The organism is Pedococcus ginsenosidimutans, assembly GCF_039544395.1.
In the GTDB taxonomy this organism is placed as follows: domain Bacteria; phylum Actinomycetota; class Actinomycetes; order Actinomycetales; family Dermatophilaceae; genus Pedococcus; species Pedococcus ginsenosidimutans.
This window is the reverse complement of sequence record NZ_BAABLO010000013.1, coordinates 22,453-36,495: the sequence shown is the minus strand read 5'-3', so window position 1 is coordinate 36,495 and position 14,043 is coordinate 22,453. Positions and strand designations below refer to the sequence as shown.

18 protein-coding genes and 4 tRNA genes are annotated in these 14,043 nt (G+C 73.2%); 14 read left to right on the top strand and 8 right to left on the bottom strand.

Annotated elements, in window-relative coordinates:
- Positions 1-69 precede the first annotated feature (69 nt).
- The 4 genes from thpR (at position 70) to ABEA42_RS17090 (ending at position 2,346) form a co-directional block, all read left to right on the top strand.
- The gene (gene thpR, locus ABEA42_RS17105) at positions 70-642 is read left to right on the top strand and encodes an RNA 2',3'-cyclic phosphodiesterase (RefSeq protein ID WP_345505086.1); all 573 of its coding nucleotides are present in this window, start codon (positions 70-72) and stop codon (positions 640-642) included.
- Positions 639-1,559: a DNA-3-methyladenine glycosylase 2 gene (locus ABEA42_RS17100; protein ID WP_345505085.1), complete on the top strand. Its 921-nt coding sequence runs from the start codon at positions 639-641 to the stop codon at positions 1,557-1,559. Before thpR ends, ABEA42_RS17100 begins: the two co-directional genes overlap by 4 nt.
- Before the next feature lie 58 nt (positions 1,560-1,617).
- A tRNA-Arg gene (locus ABEA42_RS17095) sits at positions 1,618-1,691 on the top strand.
- 127 nt (positions 1,692-1,818) lie between these two features.
- Positions 1,819-2,346: a hypothetical protein gene (locus ABEA42_RS17090; RefSeq protein ID WP_345505084.1), complete on the top strand. Its 528-nt coding sequence runs from the start codon at positions 1,819-1,821 to the stop codon at positions 2,344-2,346.
- Here the strand turns inward: ABEA42_RS17090 and ABEA42_RS17085 are convergent.
- Together ABEA42_RS17085 and ABEA42_RS17080 are read right to left on the bottom strand one after the other, a co-directional pair.
- Positions 2,343-3,581, bottom strand: a complete 1,239-nt coding sequence (locus ABEA42_RS17085) for a M20 metallopeptidase family protein (protein WP_345505083.1) — start codon at positions 3,579-3,581, stop codon at positions 2,343-2,345. The two genes, ABEA42_RS17090 and ABEA42_RS17085, sit on opposite strands and share 4 nt — an antisense overlap.
- Positions 3,582-3,623: 42 nt before the next feature.
- A complete protein-coding gene (locus ABEA42_RS17080) occupies positions 3,624-4,838 on the bottom strand; it encodes a PrsW family intramembrane metalloprotease (RefSeq protein WP_345505082.1) in 1,215 nt (404 codons plus the stop codon).
- A gap of 67 nt (positions 4,839-4,905) precedes the next feature.
- Between ABEA42_RS17080 and orn the strand changes: the two genes are divergently transcribed.
- The 6 genes from orn to ABEA42_RS17050 all read left to right on the top strand — a co-directional run bounded on the left by orn (position 4,906) and on the right by ABEA42_RS17050 (position 8,080).
- Complete coding sequence (gene orn / locus ABEA42_RS17075; protein ID WP_345505081.1) at positions 4,906-5,535, top strand: oligoribonuclease; 630 nt, start codon at positions 4,906-4,908, stop codon at positions 5,533-5,535.
- 124 nt (positions 5,536-5,659) lie between these two features.
- Positions 5,660-5,735: transfer RNA gene (locus ABEA42_RS17070), tRNA-His, on the top strand.
- A 109-nt stretch (positions 5,736-5,844) separates the two neighbouring features.
- A complete protein-coding gene (locus ABEA42_RS17065; protein WP_345505352.1) occupies positions 5,845-6,477 on the top strand; it encodes a copper resistance CopC family protein in 633 nt (210 codons plus the stop codon).
- Positions 6,478-6,534: 57 nt separating this feature from the next.
- Positions 6,535-6,610 (top strand) — tRNA-Lys (locus tag ABEA42_RS17060).
- Between the two features lie 451 nt (positions 6,611-7,061).
- On the top strand, positions 7,062-7,547 hold the full coding sequence (locus tag ABEA42_RS17055) for a cysteine dioxygenase (protein ID WP_345505080.1): 486 nt from the start codon (positions 7,062-7,064) through the stop codon (positions 7,545-7,547).
- A complete protein-coding gene (locus ABEA42_RS17050; protein ID WP_345505079.1) occupies positions 7,544-8,080 on the top strand; it encodes a rhodanese-like domain-containing protein in 537 nt (178 codons plus the stop codon). Before ABEA42_RS17055 ends, ABEA42_RS17050 begins: the two co-directional genes overlap by 4 nt.
- Here the strand turns inward: ABEA42_RS17050 and ABEA42_RS17045 are convergent.
- From ABEA42_RS17045 to bcp, 3 genes are read right to left on the bottom strand one after another with little or no spacing between them, the layout of a single operon-like run.
- On the bottom strand, positions 8,071-8,373 hold the full coding sequence (locus ABEA42_RS17045; protein WP_345505351.1) for a GroES family chaperonin: 303 nt from the start codon (positions 8,371-8,373) through the stop codon (positions 8,071-8,073). The genes ABEA42_RS17050 and ABEA42_RS17045 overlap by 10 nt on opposite strands.
- A 25-nt stretch (positions 8,374-8,398) precedes the next feature.
- Positions 8,399-8,674 carry a DUF3618 domain-containing protein gene (locus ABEA42_RS17040; protein ID WP_345505350.1) on the bottom strand — a complete coding sequence of 92 codons (276 nt, stop codon included), beginning with the start codon at positions 8,672-8,674 and terminating at the stop codon, positions 8,399-8,401.
- Between the two features lie 57 nt (positions 8,675-8,731).
- Positions 8,732-9,202 carry a thioredoxin-dependent thiol peroxidase gene (gene bcp / locus ABEA42_RS17035; RefSeq protein ID WP_345505078.1) on the bottom strand — a complete coding sequence of 157 codons (471 nt, stop codon included), beginning with the start codon at positions 9,200-9,202 and terminating at the stop codon, positions 8,732-8,734.
- Positions 9,203-9,316: 114 nt separating this feature from the next.
- Here bcp and ABEA42_RS17030 point away from each other — a divergent pair, with 114 nt between their 5' ends.
- Genes ABEA42_RS17030 through ABEA42_RS17015 form a run of 4 tightly spaced genes read left to right on the top strand, consistent with a single transcriptional unit; the run spans position 9,317 to position 11,840 of the window.
- Positions 9,317-10,009: an energy-coupling factor ABC transporter permease gene (locus tag ABEA42_RS17030; RefSeq protein WP_345505077.1), complete on the top strand. Its 693-nt coding sequence runs from the start codon at positions 9,317-9,319 to the stop codon at positions 10,007-10,009.
- Positions 10,006-10,329, top strand: a complete 324-nt coding sequence (locus ABEA42_RS17025) for a PDGLE domain-containing protein (protein WP_345505076.1) — start codon at positions 10,006-10,008, stop codon at positions 10,327-10,329. Before ABEA42_RS17030 ends, ABEA42_RS17025 begins: the two co-directional genes overlap by 4 nt.
- Positions 10,330-10,332: 3 nt before the next feature.
- Positions 10,333-11,094, top strand: a complete 762-nt coding sequence (gene cbiQ / locus ABEA42_RS17020; protein WP_345505075.1) for a cobalt ECF transporter T component CbiQ — start codon at positions 10,333-10,335, stop codon at positions 11,092-11,094.
- A complete protein-coding gene (locus ABEA42_RS17015) occupies positions 11,091-11,840 on the top strand; it encodes an energy-coupling factor ABC transporter ATP-binding protein (protein WP_345505074.1) in 750 nt (249 codons plus the stop codon). Before cbiQ ends, ABEA42_RS17015 begins: the two co-directional genes overlap by 4 nt.
- Before the next feature lie 24 nt (positions 11,841-11,864).
- Here the strand turns inward: ABEA42_RS17015 and ABEA42_RS17010 are convergent, their stop codons facing one another.
- The 3 genes from ABEA42_RS17010 to ABEA42_RS17000 form a co-directional block, all read right to left on the bottom strand.
- The gene (locus ABEA42_RS17010; protein WP_345505073.1) at positions 11,865-13,199 is read right to left on the bottom strand and encodes a CoA transferase; all 1,335 of its coding nucleotides are present in this window, start codon (positions 13,197-13,199) and stop codon (positions 11,865-11,867) included.
- A 96-nt stretch (positions 13,200-13,295) separates the two neighbouring features.
- Positions 13,296-13,940 (bottom strand): DUF1684 domain-containing protein, encoded by a 645-nt coding sequence (locus ABEA42_RS17005; protein WP_345505072.1) that lies wholly within the window; start codon positions 13,938-13,940, stop codon positions 13,296-13,298.
- A gap of 1 nt (position 13,941) precedes the next feature.
- Positions 13,942-14,023 (bottom strand) — tRNA-Leu (locus ABEA42_RS17000).
- Positions 14,024-14,043: the final 20 nt, after the last annotated feature.

Genomic DNA, 14,043 nt, shown 5'->3' with positions numbered 1-14,043 from the left:
CACCCCTTCCTCCCGGGGGCCAATCTAGCCCGGGGGCGACGCGCTCGTCCCGCCCTCCAGAATGGCGCCATGCGCATCTTCGCCGCCCTCGTCCCGCCTGAGGCGGCGCTCGCCGACCTCGGCGAGTTCCTCGAACCGCGGCGCGAGGCCGGGCCCGACCTGCGCTGGGTCGACCCGAGCCTGTGGCACGTGACCCTCGCCTTCATGGCCGACGTCCCCGACCGTCGCGTCGACGACGTCGCCGAGGCGATCGCCGTGGCTGCTGCAGGCCGCGAGGAACTGGCCCTGCACCTGCGGGGGGCCGGGGCGTTCCCGCACCCCGGGGACGCGAGGGTGCTCTGGACCGGCGTCGGCGGCGAGCCGCCCGCGCTCGAGTCGCTGGCCAGCCTGTCCCGCACCGTGCGGCTCGCCTGCAACCACGCGGGGGCCTCACCCGAAGGCGGACCGTTCCACCCGCACCTGACCGTCGCCCGGTCGCGGCGGCCGTTCGAGGCCACGCGTTGGCTGCGCACCCTCGACGTCTACGACGGGCCCGGGTGGGTCGCACAGGACGTCACCCTCTTCGCGTCGCAGCCGGGGACCAGGGGCCGGCCGCGCCACTACGAACCCGTGGCGGCGATGCCGCTGGGCGGCGAGGCGTGAGCCGCAGGAGGGTCGTCTCGGTCAGCCCGTACCCTGCGAGCGAGGCCTTCGCCGCCCTGCTCGCCCACGCGGCCCCCGGCCTCGAACAGGTCGATGCGTCGGCGCGGACCTACGCCCGGCTGGTGCGCACCAGCTCGGGGCCCCTGCTCGTCGAGGCGGCGTTCGGTGCCGACGAGGTCACCGTCGACATCGTGGACACCGAGGACGTCGGCGGCTCGACCGCTCCGGGGGCGCGGGCCCTCGAGGCGGTCGTCGAGGCAGGAGCGCTGGGCGAGGTCCGGGCAGCCGTGGACGGCTGGCTCGACCTCGACACCGACCTGGGCGCGGTGGCCGCCCACCTCGGCGCCGACCCCGTGCTGGGGCCCCTGGTTGCCGCCCGGCCGAGCCTGCGGATCCTCGGGTCGTTCGACGGGTTCGAGTCGACCGTGATGACGGTGCTGGGGCAGCACGTGTCGCTGCTCGCGGCTCGCACCTTCGGTGGGAGGCTCGTCCACCGGTGGGGACTCCTCCACGCTGCCAGCGGTCTCGTCGGGTTCCCCTCTCCTGCAACGCTTGCCGCGGTGGACCCCGTCGAGCTGCAGTCCGTCGTGGGCGTCACCGGCCAGCGGGCCAGGACGGTCGTCGCCCTGGCTCGGGCCTGCATGGACGGGCTCGTGGTCGCGCCCGGGGTGGACCCGGTCGACGTGCGGCGCGACCTGGTGGCCCTGCCGGGTATCGGGCCGTGGACCGTGGAGTACGTCGCCATGAGGGCGATGCGCGACCCCGAAGCCTTCCCCGCCGGGGACCTGGTGCTGCGCAAGGCGCTGGGGCTCGACACGCCCCGCGAGGTCACCGCGCGGGCCACGGCATGGTCCCCCTGGCGCGCGTACGCGGCCATCCACCTGTGGCACCACGCGGCGTACGCGCGGCACCTGTGAGGTGCGTGACCAGCCCACGGCGGCAGCCCTGCCCGCGCCCCTAGACTGTGCGCGCACTGCCCCCGTAGCTCAGCTGGATAGAGCAAGAGCCTTCTAATCTCTAGGTCGCAGGTTCGAGTCCTGCCGGGGGCGCCCCTCCTCGTGGTGGCCACGAGCCCGCCGCACCCCCGAGCGCCCGTCGACCCCGTCGAGCTTGTCCTGTCAGACCGGGTCTGACAAGGTTGGTCTGATCTTGTCGGACCACCACGAAGGGCGAACCATGAGCAGCGACGACTCCACCCTGACCACCAGCACCGGGCGCGACAGTGACTGGCAGGTCACCTCCCGTCGGTCCGAGGCCGGGTGGGAGGTCGAGGCACGCTGGTGGGGCGCGCCGGGCGAGCCCCCGACCGACGGCCCCCTCGAGGTGCTCGTCCGCCTGGCCCCCGACCACACGCCGGCCCAGCGGCAGAAGGGGGTCACCTCCGGTGTCCTGCGGCGCCTGGAGCGGCACGTGACCGCGATGACCGACCAGGCACGCGTCGACCGCGACCACCCCAGCGTGGGCGCCTACGACCGCATGGCGCGTGACCACGTGGCGCGGCTGGCAGCCACCCTCCCGGCCGGTCCGCACGGCGACGACGCCGCGACCTACTACGCAGGGCTCCTGGCGATCATGGAAGAGCTCACCGAGCGTGGACACCCCACCCCGATCGCCCTGCTCGCCTCCGTCCTCGAGGTCCCCAAGGGCACCGTCAAGACCCGGCTGAACACCGCCCGGCAGCGGCGCGCAGCGGCGAGCGCCTAGTCGCGGCCTGCGGCGGCGGCGCCACGGCCCAGCAGGGTCGTGCGCCGCAGGGCGAGCTCGGCGAGCAGCGCGGCGGCGTCCGGGACCACCGAGTCGTCGAAGTCTGCTCGGGGCGAGTGGTTGTCCGGCGCCGACTCGTGGTCGGTGGCGGGGCAGGCACTGAGGTTGACGTAGGCGCTCGGCACGAGCTCGCCGACGAACGAGAAGTCCTCCGCGCCCATCTCGGGGTCGCGCTGGTGGCTGTACCGCTCCGCCCCGAACAGGTCGATGATCGTGTCCTTGGCGAAGGCGTACTCGTCCTCGTCGTTCACCGTCACCGGGTAGCCCGGGAGGTGCTCCACCTCGGCGGTGAGCCCGTGTGCGCTCGCGAGCTGCTCGGCGAGCACGGTGATCTTCTCGCTCACCGCCTTGCGCGCCTCCGGCGAGAGGCTGCGGACCGTCGCCTCGAACACGGCGTCGTCGGGGATGATGTTGTCCTTGGTGCCGCCGACGAACTTCCCGACGGTGATGACCACGGGGTCGAAGACGTCGAACTGGCGGGTGACCATCGTCTGGAGGGCCAGCACGATCTCGCACGCCACGGGGATCGGGTCCTTCGCCCGGAACGGCTGCGAGCCGTGGCCGCCCTCGCCGACGACGCGCACCCGCACCTCGTCGGCCGCCGCCATGAGCGGACCCGGGCGCCCGAACCACTGCCCCAGCGGGTACTCCGAGGAGAACACGTGCAGGGCGTACGCCGCGTCGACCCGGCGCCCCGCGGCCTCCAGGAGGCCCTCGGCGATCATGGGCTCGGCCCCGCCGGGGCCCTCCTCGCCGGGCTGGAACATCAGCACGACGTCGCCCTCGAGCTCGTCGCGCAGCTCGTGCAGGATGCGGGCTGCGCCGACCAGGCCCGCGACGTGCAGGTCGTGCCCGCAGGCGTGCATGAGCCCCGGGTGCCGCGACACGTAGTCGAGGTCGAGGTCCTCGGTCACCGGCAGGGCATCCATGTCACCGCGCAGCAGGACCACCGGCCGGTCCTTGCCGACGAGGTCCCCGCCGCGGCCCCGCAGCACCGCGACCACGGACGACAGCTGCTCCCCCACCGTGACCTCGAGGTCGAGGCCGTCGAGCGCGGCGAGGACGGCCCGCTGGGTCAGGGGGAGGTCCAGTCCGAGCTCGGGGACCTGGTGCAGCTCACGTCGGAGGGCGACGAGCTCGGGGCCGATGGTCGAGGCGATGTCGAGGGTGCGCACGCGTGCAACCTAGTACGAGCGCGACCCGGTACGCGTTGCCACCTAGTACGCGCCGAGAAGCTCTTGGCGGCGGGCCGTGAGTGCGGCGAGCATGTCGCGCTCGTCCTGCAGGGCCTGGGAGTCGGCAGCACTGTGGTGCATGCGCGCCCGCAGCAGGGCGAGCTCGCTGGCGGTGTCCTGGAAGCTGCGCATGGACGCGAGCGACCGCCGGCCGGCGGAGCGCGCCCACATCCTCGCCGCCCGGCGGCCCCTCATCGTCGAGAGCATCTGCACCTCGCTCGGCGACAGCCAACCCGCGTCGGCGTAGACGCTGAGGTAGCGCCCGATGAGCCGGCCCTCTCGGCGACGCGCCCACACCACGAGGGCGACGAAGGCCAGGAAGATCGGCACCTCGACGAGCAGGTAGACCGTGACCAGCCCGGCCCCTCCCGTCACCGCGGCGAGGTTCCAGATGGCGTGCGACAGCGCGGCGAGGAGGTAGCCCGCGACCGGGGCGAGGACCTTCAGCGCGGTACTGCGCGTGGTCGCCGCGATCCCGATGCCGATGCCCGTGAGGACGGTGAACATGGGGTGCGCGAACGGCGTGAAGACGCAGCGGGCGATAAAGGTCCCGGTCAGCGCCTGGTCCCCGCCGTCGGCGTACGCCATCCCCAGGTACTGGATGTTCTCGGTGAAGGCGAAGCCGGCCGCGACGATGCCGCCGTAGACCATCCCGTCGATGATCCCGTCGAACTCCCGTCGGCGGAACCACCAGATGAGCAGGACGAGCAGGCCCTTGCAGGCCTCCTCGACCAGCGGTGCGGAGAACACCGCGGTCGCCAGCATGGCCGTCTGCGAGCCCCCGGTGGCCGCCTGGAAGGCGATGTTGGCGCCCGTGTTGAAGACACCGGCGACGAGGGCGGCGACCAGCGCCCCCCAGGCGAAGGCCACGAGCAGGTAGCGCTTCGGCTCGGCCTCGAAACGGTCGAGCCACAGGAAGGTGGGGATGACGATGCCCAGCGGGATGGCGGCCAGCAGCACTGCCAGCAGGCTCGTCACCACGCCCAGGGTCGCGCCGTAGTAGGCAGCGAGGACGAGGGCGGCCAGGGCGAACCCGATGACCACGAACGCGGCGAACAGCCAGCGCCGCAGGGCGCGGCGGCCCGTCCCGCGTCCCGTGCCCGGTCCCCCCGGAGTCGTGCCCACGGCCACGTCCCCCTGTCCCGGTCCCCCGGCCAGCGGTCCGGCCCCGTACCGGGGCTCCTGTCCCCACGTCATGACGGGCAGGCTAGTGCAGCAGCCGCACGCCCGGGCGCCTGCCGCGGGTGGGCCATAGGGTGTGCGGGTGACCCAGACCCCCACAGAACGCTCGATCAACGACCGCATCGTCTGGATCGACTGCGAGATGACCGGGCTGTCCCTCGAGAACGACGCCCTGATCGAGGTGGCCGCCCTGGTCACCGACTTCGAGCTCAACCAGCTCGGCGACGGCGTCGACGTCGTGATCGCCCCGCCGGCCGGCGCACTGGAGCAGATGGACGACTTCGTGCGGGACATGCACACCACGTCGGGCCTGCTCGAGGAGCTCGCCGGCGGCACCACCATGGAGGACGCCCAGGAGCAGGTGCTCGCCTACGTGCGCGAGTGGGTCCCCGAGCCCCGCAAGGCGCCCCTCGGCGGCAACACCGTCGCCACCGACCGCGGGTTCCTCGCCCGCGACATGGCCGAGCTCGAGGCGCACCTGCACTACCGGATCATCGACGTGTCGTCGATCAAGGAGCTGTCGCGCCGGTGGTACCCGCGCGCCTACTTCAGCTCCCCGAAGAAGTCCGGTGGCCACCGCGCCCTGGCCGACATCCGCGAGTCGATCGCCGAGCTGCGCTACTACCGGGAGGCCGTGTTCGTGCCTCAGCCCGGGCCGGACAGCGCCACGGCGAAGGCGATCGCGGCCCGGCACGTCGTCGACCACTCCTGAGGGCGCCCCGCTGGTCCGCCCGGGGCACGACCGACGCGTCGTCGGGGGTGGTCACGAGCACCCCCTCGGAACGGGTACGATGGTTGTCGCTTCCGCGGCCGGCACTGTCCGGTCGTGTTGCATGGTGGGCGTAGCTCAGCTGGTAGAGCACCGCGTTGTGGTCGCGGGGGTCGCGGGTTCAAGCCCCGTCGCTCACCCCAGGACGAAGGCCCCCGACCGTCTCGGTCGGGGGCCTTCGGCATCCCCTGGAGGTGCCCGGGGTCTCCCGGACCCGCCCGGGTGGCCATCAGGCAGGATGGACGCGTGTTCATGGACTCCGACCGCAAGCGCAGGACCATCCGGGTCACCGTCTGGGTGGCCGTACTCGGCCTGCTCCTCGGGGTGCTGTCGTCCCTCGTGACCGCCCTCGGTGCCGACGCCCACGCCGCGCTGCGGTCAGTCACCCCCGCCGACGGGACGACGGTGCAGACGGCACCGCGGCAGGTCGTCCTCGAGTTCGACGAGCCCATCAGCTCGAGCTTCGCGACCGTGACGGTCACCGGCCCGGGCGGGGACGCCGGCAACGGCCGTCCGAAGGTGGACGGCACGAAGGTCACCCTCGACCTCGACAGCGACCTGCCCAGCGGCGCCTACAAGGTCGCCTTCCGAGTCGTGAGCGAGGACGGCCACCCGGTGTCGGACACGAGCTCCTTCCGGCTCGCTGCGGCCGCGCCGAGCACCAGCAGCAGCGCCCCGTCACCGAGCACCGCAGGCTCCCCCACGATGACCCCCCTCCCCGAGACGCCGAGCTCCTCGCCCGGCGAAACCCCCTCTGCCACAGCGTCTTCCGGCTCCGGCGACGGCACCGGCCTGCGTCTCGGCCTGGCCGTCGGGGTCGGCACCCTGGCCGTCGCCGCCGGCGGTGCGCTGCTCGCTGCGTCGCGCCGTCGGAGGCAGTCATGACACGTCCCGGAGCCGATTTCACGTCCCCGGCATCGTCCTGCTAATGTCTCTCCTCGCGCGCCATTAGCTCAATTGGCAGAGCAGCTGACTCTTAATCAGCGGGTTCGGGGTTCGAGTCCCTGATGGCGCACCAGAAGCGACGAAGGGCCGGTCACAGACACGTGACCGGCCCTTTGTCGTGTCCGACCCGCCGACCTCGGATCCCGGCCGACCACTGACTTCCGTGGCCCGGCGGCGCTTCTCGTCCTGCGAGACACCGCCCGGTGGTCGTGGACGACGGCAGGGCAGGCGTGCTGCACTGGTGCCATGTCTTCGACCACCGCGGTGATGCGCGTGCACATGGCTCCCATGTGCAGCGGCGTCATGCGGTGTTGCTGCTGCGCCTGACCTTCGTCCGCACCAGCCCCGACGCCTCGAACGCGTCCCCCCGAAACCCCGGAGACATCCCATGGCCACCAGCCACACGGCACACCGCCGCATCCACCTCGACCTGTTCCTCGTCCAGGGCTCGGTCTGTCCGCGAATGCGCAGCCTCCACGCGCCTTCCCGCACCCCACAGACCACCACCTCCCAGGAGCAGGACCATGACCATCACCACCACCGCCGGCACCCCCGGCGTCAACCGCTTCACCCGTAGCCAGCTGCTGCGCACCGCCCAGCTGTTCGCCACCGACCCCGACCTGCACCGCCACGTCGACCTCGGCGCCGCCGAACGCACGTGGCACCGCCTCGACGCCACCGAGCACCTCGAGATCTGGCTGATCGCCTGGCCGGTCGGCAGCTCGACGGGGTGGCACGACCACCTGCGGTCCGAGGGCGCGTTCCTCACCGTCGAGGGCACCCTGGCCGAGCACAGCTGGTCCGGAGGCCGGGCGCACGAGCGCCTGCTGCCCCGTGGCGAGGGACGCTCTTTCGGGAGCCACCACGTCCACGACGTCGCCAACCTCGGCGACAGCCCCGCCCTGTCGGTGCACGTGTACTCCCCCGCCCTGCGCGGCATGACCCGGTATGCCGTCCTCGGCGGCACCCTGCAGGTCACGGGTGTCGAGCAGGCGGGTGAGCAGTGGTGACCGCGGTGGCCGGCGGCCTGGCCGCAACGACGCACTGGGAGACCCGGCTGTTCAGCGGGCCCGTGGCGATCCGCGAGGGCCGCGAGCGCCAGCCGGGTCGTGGGCCACTGGCCCCGACCTACGCCGGCATCGACGACCAGCTCGCCGACGCCCGGAGCCGGCTCTCGCGCGTCAGTGCCCGCGCGGCCTACCAGGAGGTGCTGTACGGCCGCGCCGTCCTGGTCGACATCCGTCCCGCGGCGCAGCGCGCCGCGGAGGGCGAGGTGGCTCCCCACCTGCACCCCCTCGTCGTGGAGCGCAACGTGCTGGAGTGGCGCTTCGACCCCCGGCACGAGTCACGCCTCTCCGTCGCCGGGTTCGCCACCAGGGTGCTGGTCCTCTGCCAGGAGGGCTACACGTCGTCACTGGCTGCGGACGCGCTCCTTCGTCTCGGGGTCCACCGGGCCACCGATGTCGTGGGCGGCTTCAGGGCCTGGCGCGAGGCAGGGCTGCCGTCGACCGGGGTCCCGGCACCGGAAGCGGCTCAGAGGTAGAGGCCGGTCTGCCCGCCGTCGTCGCTGACCCGTGCCGCGGCGACGGCGTGCAGGTCCTTCTCCCGCAGCAGGACGTACTCCTTGGACTGGAGCTCGACCTCGCCCCGGTCCTGAGGGTCGAAAAGGACCCGGTCCCCCACCTCGACCTGGCGGACGTTCTGGCCGGTGGCCACGACCGTGGCCCAGGCCAGGCGCCGGCCGATGCTGGCCGTGGCCGGGATGACGATGCCGCCGCCGGACCTGCGCTCGCCGCCCTCCCCCTCGAGGGAGACCAGCACGCGGTCGTGGAGCATGCGGATCGGGAGGCGGTCTGCTCCCTCAGCCACGACGGCGGCGGACCGCGCCGAGCCCGATGAGCGCGACCGCGGCTGCCGCGAGCGCGGCGACGCGCTCGGTACGCAGCTCCCCGGTGGGGGTGCGCGTGGCCTCGGTGAACTTCTCCCGCGCGGACTGCACCTGGCGCCGGGCGATCTCCTGCGGGGCCGTCCGGGTGTGCAGCTCGTCGACGGTCCCGGCGAGGCGCTCCCTCGCGGCGGCGATGTCTGCCTCGATCTGGTCGACGGACTTCGGCTGGGACGGACGCGGGTCGCTCATGTCACTCACGGGGTCTCCTGGGGGTGGCGGGTCGGTGGTGGACGGCGGTGCGCAGGCTCAGGCGAGACCGAGGTCGCGTCGCAGCTTCGCGACGTGGCCGGTGGCCTTGACGTTGTACCAGGCGTGGGAGACCTTGCCCTGCTCGTCGACGACGACCGTGCTGCGGATGACGCCCTCGACGGTCTTGCCGTAGAGCTTCTTCTCCCCGAACGCACCCCACGACGTCATCACCGCACGGTCGGCGTCGGAGAGCAGGGTGATCGTCAGGCCGTCCTTCTCGCGGAACTTGGCGAGCTTGGCCGGGCTGTCGGGCGAGATGCCGAGCACCTCGTAGCCCTCGCCGCGCAGGGAGCTGATGTTGTCGCTGAAGTCGCACGCCTGGGTCGTGCAGCCCGGCGTCATCGCGGCCGGGTAGAAGTAGACGATGACCTTGCGGCCGCGCAGGCCGGACAGGGTCACCTCCCCGCCCTGGTCGTCGGGCAGCGTGAAGTCCGGCGCTTCGTCGCCGGGGCTGAGTCGCTCGCTCACGGGCGGGTCTCCTCGGGTCGCGTAGTTGCAAACGATTTGCAATAGAGTGGACGTCGTCCTCCTGCAAACCTATCCCAGCAGCGGGTCGGCCACCCGAACGGCAAGGAGTCCCCTGTGCACGTCCCCGACGGCTTCCTCGACGCCCCGACGTCCTTGGCGACGGCCGGGGTGGCCTCTGTCGGCGTGGTGGGCGCCCTCGCGGGCGCCGCCCGCCGTGAGCTGGACGACCGCACCGCGCCGCTCGCAGGGCTGGTGGCGGCGTTCGTCTTCGCCACGCAGATGCTCAACTTCCCCGTCGGGGCAGGCACTTCCGGGCACCTGCTCGGGGGTGCGCTCGCCGCCGTGCTGGTCGGTCCCTGCACCGCCACGCTCTGCCTCACGGTCGTCCTCCTCGCCCAGGCACTGCTGTTCGCCGACGGCGGCCTGACCGCCATCGGCACCAACGTGACCCTGATGGGCCTCGTGGGCGTGTGGGTCGGCTGGCTCGCGTTCCGTGGCGTCCGGGCACTGCTGCCGCGCCGGGTCGCGATGGTGGTGCCGGCGGCCGCGGCAGGCGCCTTCCTGTCCGTCCCCGTCGCCGCGCTCGGCTTCGTGGGCCTGTACGCCGTGGGTGGCCAGGCCCCCATCCCGCTCGACCGGCTCGCGACGGCCATGGTCGGGTGGCACCTGCTCATCGGTGTCGGCGAGGCGGTCATCACCGCGCTGGCCGTGTCCTCGATCGTCGCCGTCCGCCCGGACCTCGTCTACGGCGCTCGCCCACTGCTGCAGCAGCGAACCCTCGTCGTCCGCGACGGGGTGCCCGCATGAGGTCGGTCAGCACCAGGCGCCTGCTCCTGGCCGGCCTCCTGGTCGCCCTCGTCCTCGCCGGTGTCGTGTCCTACTACGCCTCCAACCACCCCGACGGCCTCAACTACGTCGCGGGCCGGATCGGCTTCCTCTCGACCGAGCGACCCCACAACAGCGACGGCTCCCCCTTCGCCGGCTACGCCACCCGCGGCGTCGGCAATGCCCAGCTGTCCGGTGGCCTCGCAGGCGTCGTCGGCGTCCTGGTCGTCGGTCTGGCCGGTGGTGGCCTCGCCTGGCTGCTGCGCCGCCGGGGCCACGGCCCCAGCGAGGACGGGCGGTAGCCGGTGGGCGCCAGCCACGGTCACCACCTGCACTTCCACGGCCACTCCCCGGTGCACCACCTCCCCGCGCACACCAAGATCGTCGCCCTGGTCACCTTCGTGCTCGTCGTCGTGGCCACCCCGCGGGAGCACGCCTGGGCGTTCGCCGTGTACGCCGCGCTGCTCCTCGGCGTCGTCGGCCTGGCCAGGGTGCCGTTCGGCCACCTCGCCCGGCGGATGGTCGTCGAGGTCCCCTTCGTGGTCTTCGCCGTGCTCCTGCCGTTCGTGGCGTCCGGCCCCCGGACGCAGGTCGGGCCGTTCAGCGTCTCCGAGCCGGGGCTGCTCGCGTCCTGGGGCCTGCTCGCCAAGGGCACGCTCGGGGTGCTCGCCTCGCTCACCCTGGCCGCGACGACCGAGCCACGCGACGTGCTCGCGGGCCTCGAGCGGCTGCGCCTGCCCCAGCAGCTGGTGCAGATCTTCGGCTTCATGATGCGCTACCTCGAGGTGGTCACCGGCGAGCTGAAGCGGATGCGGATCGCCCGGGAGTCGCGCGGGTTCCGGGCCCGGTCGCTGGGTTCGTGGCCCGCGCTCGCCTCGACCGTCGGCGCCCTGTTCATCCGCTCCTACGAGCGCGGGGAGCGGATCCACCTGGCCATGCTGTCCCGCGGCTACACCGGAAGGCTCCCCGTGACCCGTACCCTCACCGCCACCCCCGCCCAGTGGCGGCTCGCGGCAGCCCTGCCGGCTGCCGCACTGGTCACGCTCGCCGTGGCGGTGTCGCTGTGAGCGACCCGGTCCTCGACGTGCGCGGCCTCGCCTACGCCTACCCCGACGGGCACCAGGCGCTGTACGGCGTCAACCTGCACGTGCACCGGGGCGAGCGGGTCGCCCTGCTCGGGCCCAACGGTGCCGGCAAGACGACCCTGGTCCTGCACCTCAACGGCATCCTGACCGCCGGGGCCGGCTCCGTGGCGGTGTCCGGCCTGCCGGTCGCCAAGGACTCCCTGCAGGAGGTGCGCCGCCGGGTGGGTGTGGTGTTCCAGGACCCCGACGACCAGCTCTTCATGCCCAGCGTGCGGGCGGACGTCGAGTTCGGGCCGGCCAACCTGGGACTGCGTGGCGCGGAGCTCGAGCGTCGCGTCGTGGACGCCCTCGAGCGGGTCGGCATGGTCGACTTCATCGACCGTCCCCCGCACCACCTGTCCTTCGGCCAGCGGCGCCGGGTCGCAGTGGCGACCGTGCTCGCGATGGAGCCCGAGGTGCTGGTGCTCGACGAGCCGTCCTCCAACCTCGACCCCGCGTCGCGGCGCGAGCTCGCCGACATCATCAGGTCGCTCGACGTGACGGTGCTGATGGTCACCCACGACCTCCCCTACGCCTACGAGCTGTGCCCCCGGTCGGTCGTCCTGTCCGACGGCGTCGTGGTGGCGGACGGCCCCACCCGTGACGTGCTCACCGACGAGGCCCTCATGGCAGCCCACCGGCTCGAGCTTCCGTTCGGCTTCGACCCGCGCAGCATCCCGGCGCCCTAGGACGCCCGCCTGCGTGCCGCGGGGCTAGGGGGCCAGCCACTCGGCCGCGTCGGCGCCCCAGCGGTGGCCGACGCGCGTGAACTCGCGGGGTGCGTCGTCGACCCGGAACGCGGGCCGAGACTGCACGAGCTCACCGGCCTCCGTCGCGGTCGCCACCATCCACGGCGAAGGGTCGTCCACGGCGCGGGCCGGGGCGTCGAGCGCACCGGAGCCGAGCAGCCAGTGGGCCGTCCGCGCCAGGTGCGCCGACACCCGCCACGTGCCACCTTCCGCCGCCCGGCGATGCAGTGCGGTGGCCACACCCGCGGCGAGCAGGTAGCCGGTGGCGTGGTCGAGCGCCTGCGCCGGGAGCGCACCGGGCGTGCGGTCGTCGCGCGACTCGAGCAGCGCGATACCGGTGGCTGCCTGGACGATGCTGTCGAAGCCACGCCGCCCTCCCCACGGCCCGCTCGGGGTCCACGCCGTCAAGGTCGCGCACACGAGATGTGGGTGCGTCCGGGCCAGCGCGTCCGGGTCCAGGCCGTACGCCGCGAGCGCCCCGGGGCGGTACCCCGTGACGAGCACGTCGGCTGCGTCGAGGAGCTCGTGGACACGACGACGGGCGTGCTCGTCGTGCAGGTCGGCGAGCGTCGACCTCTTGCCGGCGCCGGTCTCGAGGTGCTGGGCCTCGATCTCGGGCAGGTGTGGGCTGTCCACCCGCAGCACGTCGCAGCCGAGCAGGGCCAGCGTCCGGGTCGCCACGGGGCCGGCGATCACGCGGGTGAGGTCGAGGACTCGTGGCCGGGACCGGACCGGCACGGGCGCCGCCGCGCCGCTGGGCGCCACGGCGAGCACGTCATGGGTCGCCACCGCGTGCGCCTGGTCCCCGGCCATCCACTCGGCCAGCGACCGCACCCGCACCGCGATGCCGTGCTCCGCGGTCACGACGTCCTCGATCTCGCCGGCGCTGCCGGCAGCCACGACGGCGGCGAGGTCGTCACGGGTCGCGTCGTCACCGAGCCCCAGCGCGCGCAGCAGCCGCGCCCGGTGGTGGGGGTAGTTCGCGTGCGTGCGCACCCAGCCGTCCCCTGCCTCGAAGAAGCCCGACAGCGGCGCGAACCCCGAACCCCCCACCCCGTCGAGCGTCTGCAGCTGGTCGTTGCGGAACGACACCGCCACCTGCCGCGGGTCGATGTGCACCCGCTCTCCCCCACGCAGCGCCGCCCCGGCCAGCCCTGCTGCCGCGACCGCTCCGCAGGCCAGCGTGCTCACCGGGAGCGCTGACGGCAGCGCGCTACCGGGCGGCAGGTCGAGGTGGGCGGCGACGTGGCCCTCGTCGAGCCGAAGCGTCGGGAGCAGCTCGCGCAGCAGGGGGTTCACGATCCGACTGTAGGGCGCTGGCCGCGGGGCGGCGCGGTGCCGTCGTCGTGGTCAGGGGTCGCGGTCAGGCGTCGTGGTGGTCAGGTGTCGTGGCGGTCAGGCGTCGTACCCCTCGGGCAGCAGCTCCCCCACCGGCGCCGCCACGTCGAGGCGGTTCGCGGCCGGGGCCAGCGGGCACACCCACCGGTAGTCGTAGACGCACGACGGGTTGTAGGCGAAGTTGAGGTCGACGACCCACGAGCCCTCACCGTCGCGCCCGAGGTCGGCGCCCTTGACGGTGTCGAGCAGGTAGCGCCCGGCGCCGTACGTCTCCTGCCCGGCCGACCCGTCCCTGACGGGCAGGAAGAGGCCGCCGCCGTAGGAGTCCAGCCACCACAGGTCCAGCGTGCCGAGCCCGTCGAGGCTGACCCGCCCGGCGCCGCGGAACGGCACGATGCCGTCGGTGGCCGAGTGGAACTCCCACGGCTTCTGCTCGGCCGGCTCGACCGGCACGACGAACCGGAAGGCGGGGTCGTACGGCGCGTGCCGCATCGCCTGCCCCTCACGGCGGGGTGAGGCCGGGTGCTCGAGGAACAGGAGCGAGCGCGTCTCGACCCAGAGTGCGTGTGCCCTCTGGGGGTCGGGCTCGGCACGGACGGCGGCGTACAGGGCGTGCACCTCCCTGCGCCAGGACGCCGTGTCCAGCGCGTTCTTGCCCGGCAGGTCCTGCTCGTCCTCGAGGTCGTCCATTGGATCGGTCACGTGCGCAAGGCGGGACTTGAACCCGCACGCCCGAAGGCACCAGGACCTAAACCTGGCGCGTCTGCCGATTCCGCCACTTGCGCGCGGACGCCACTGTACGGCC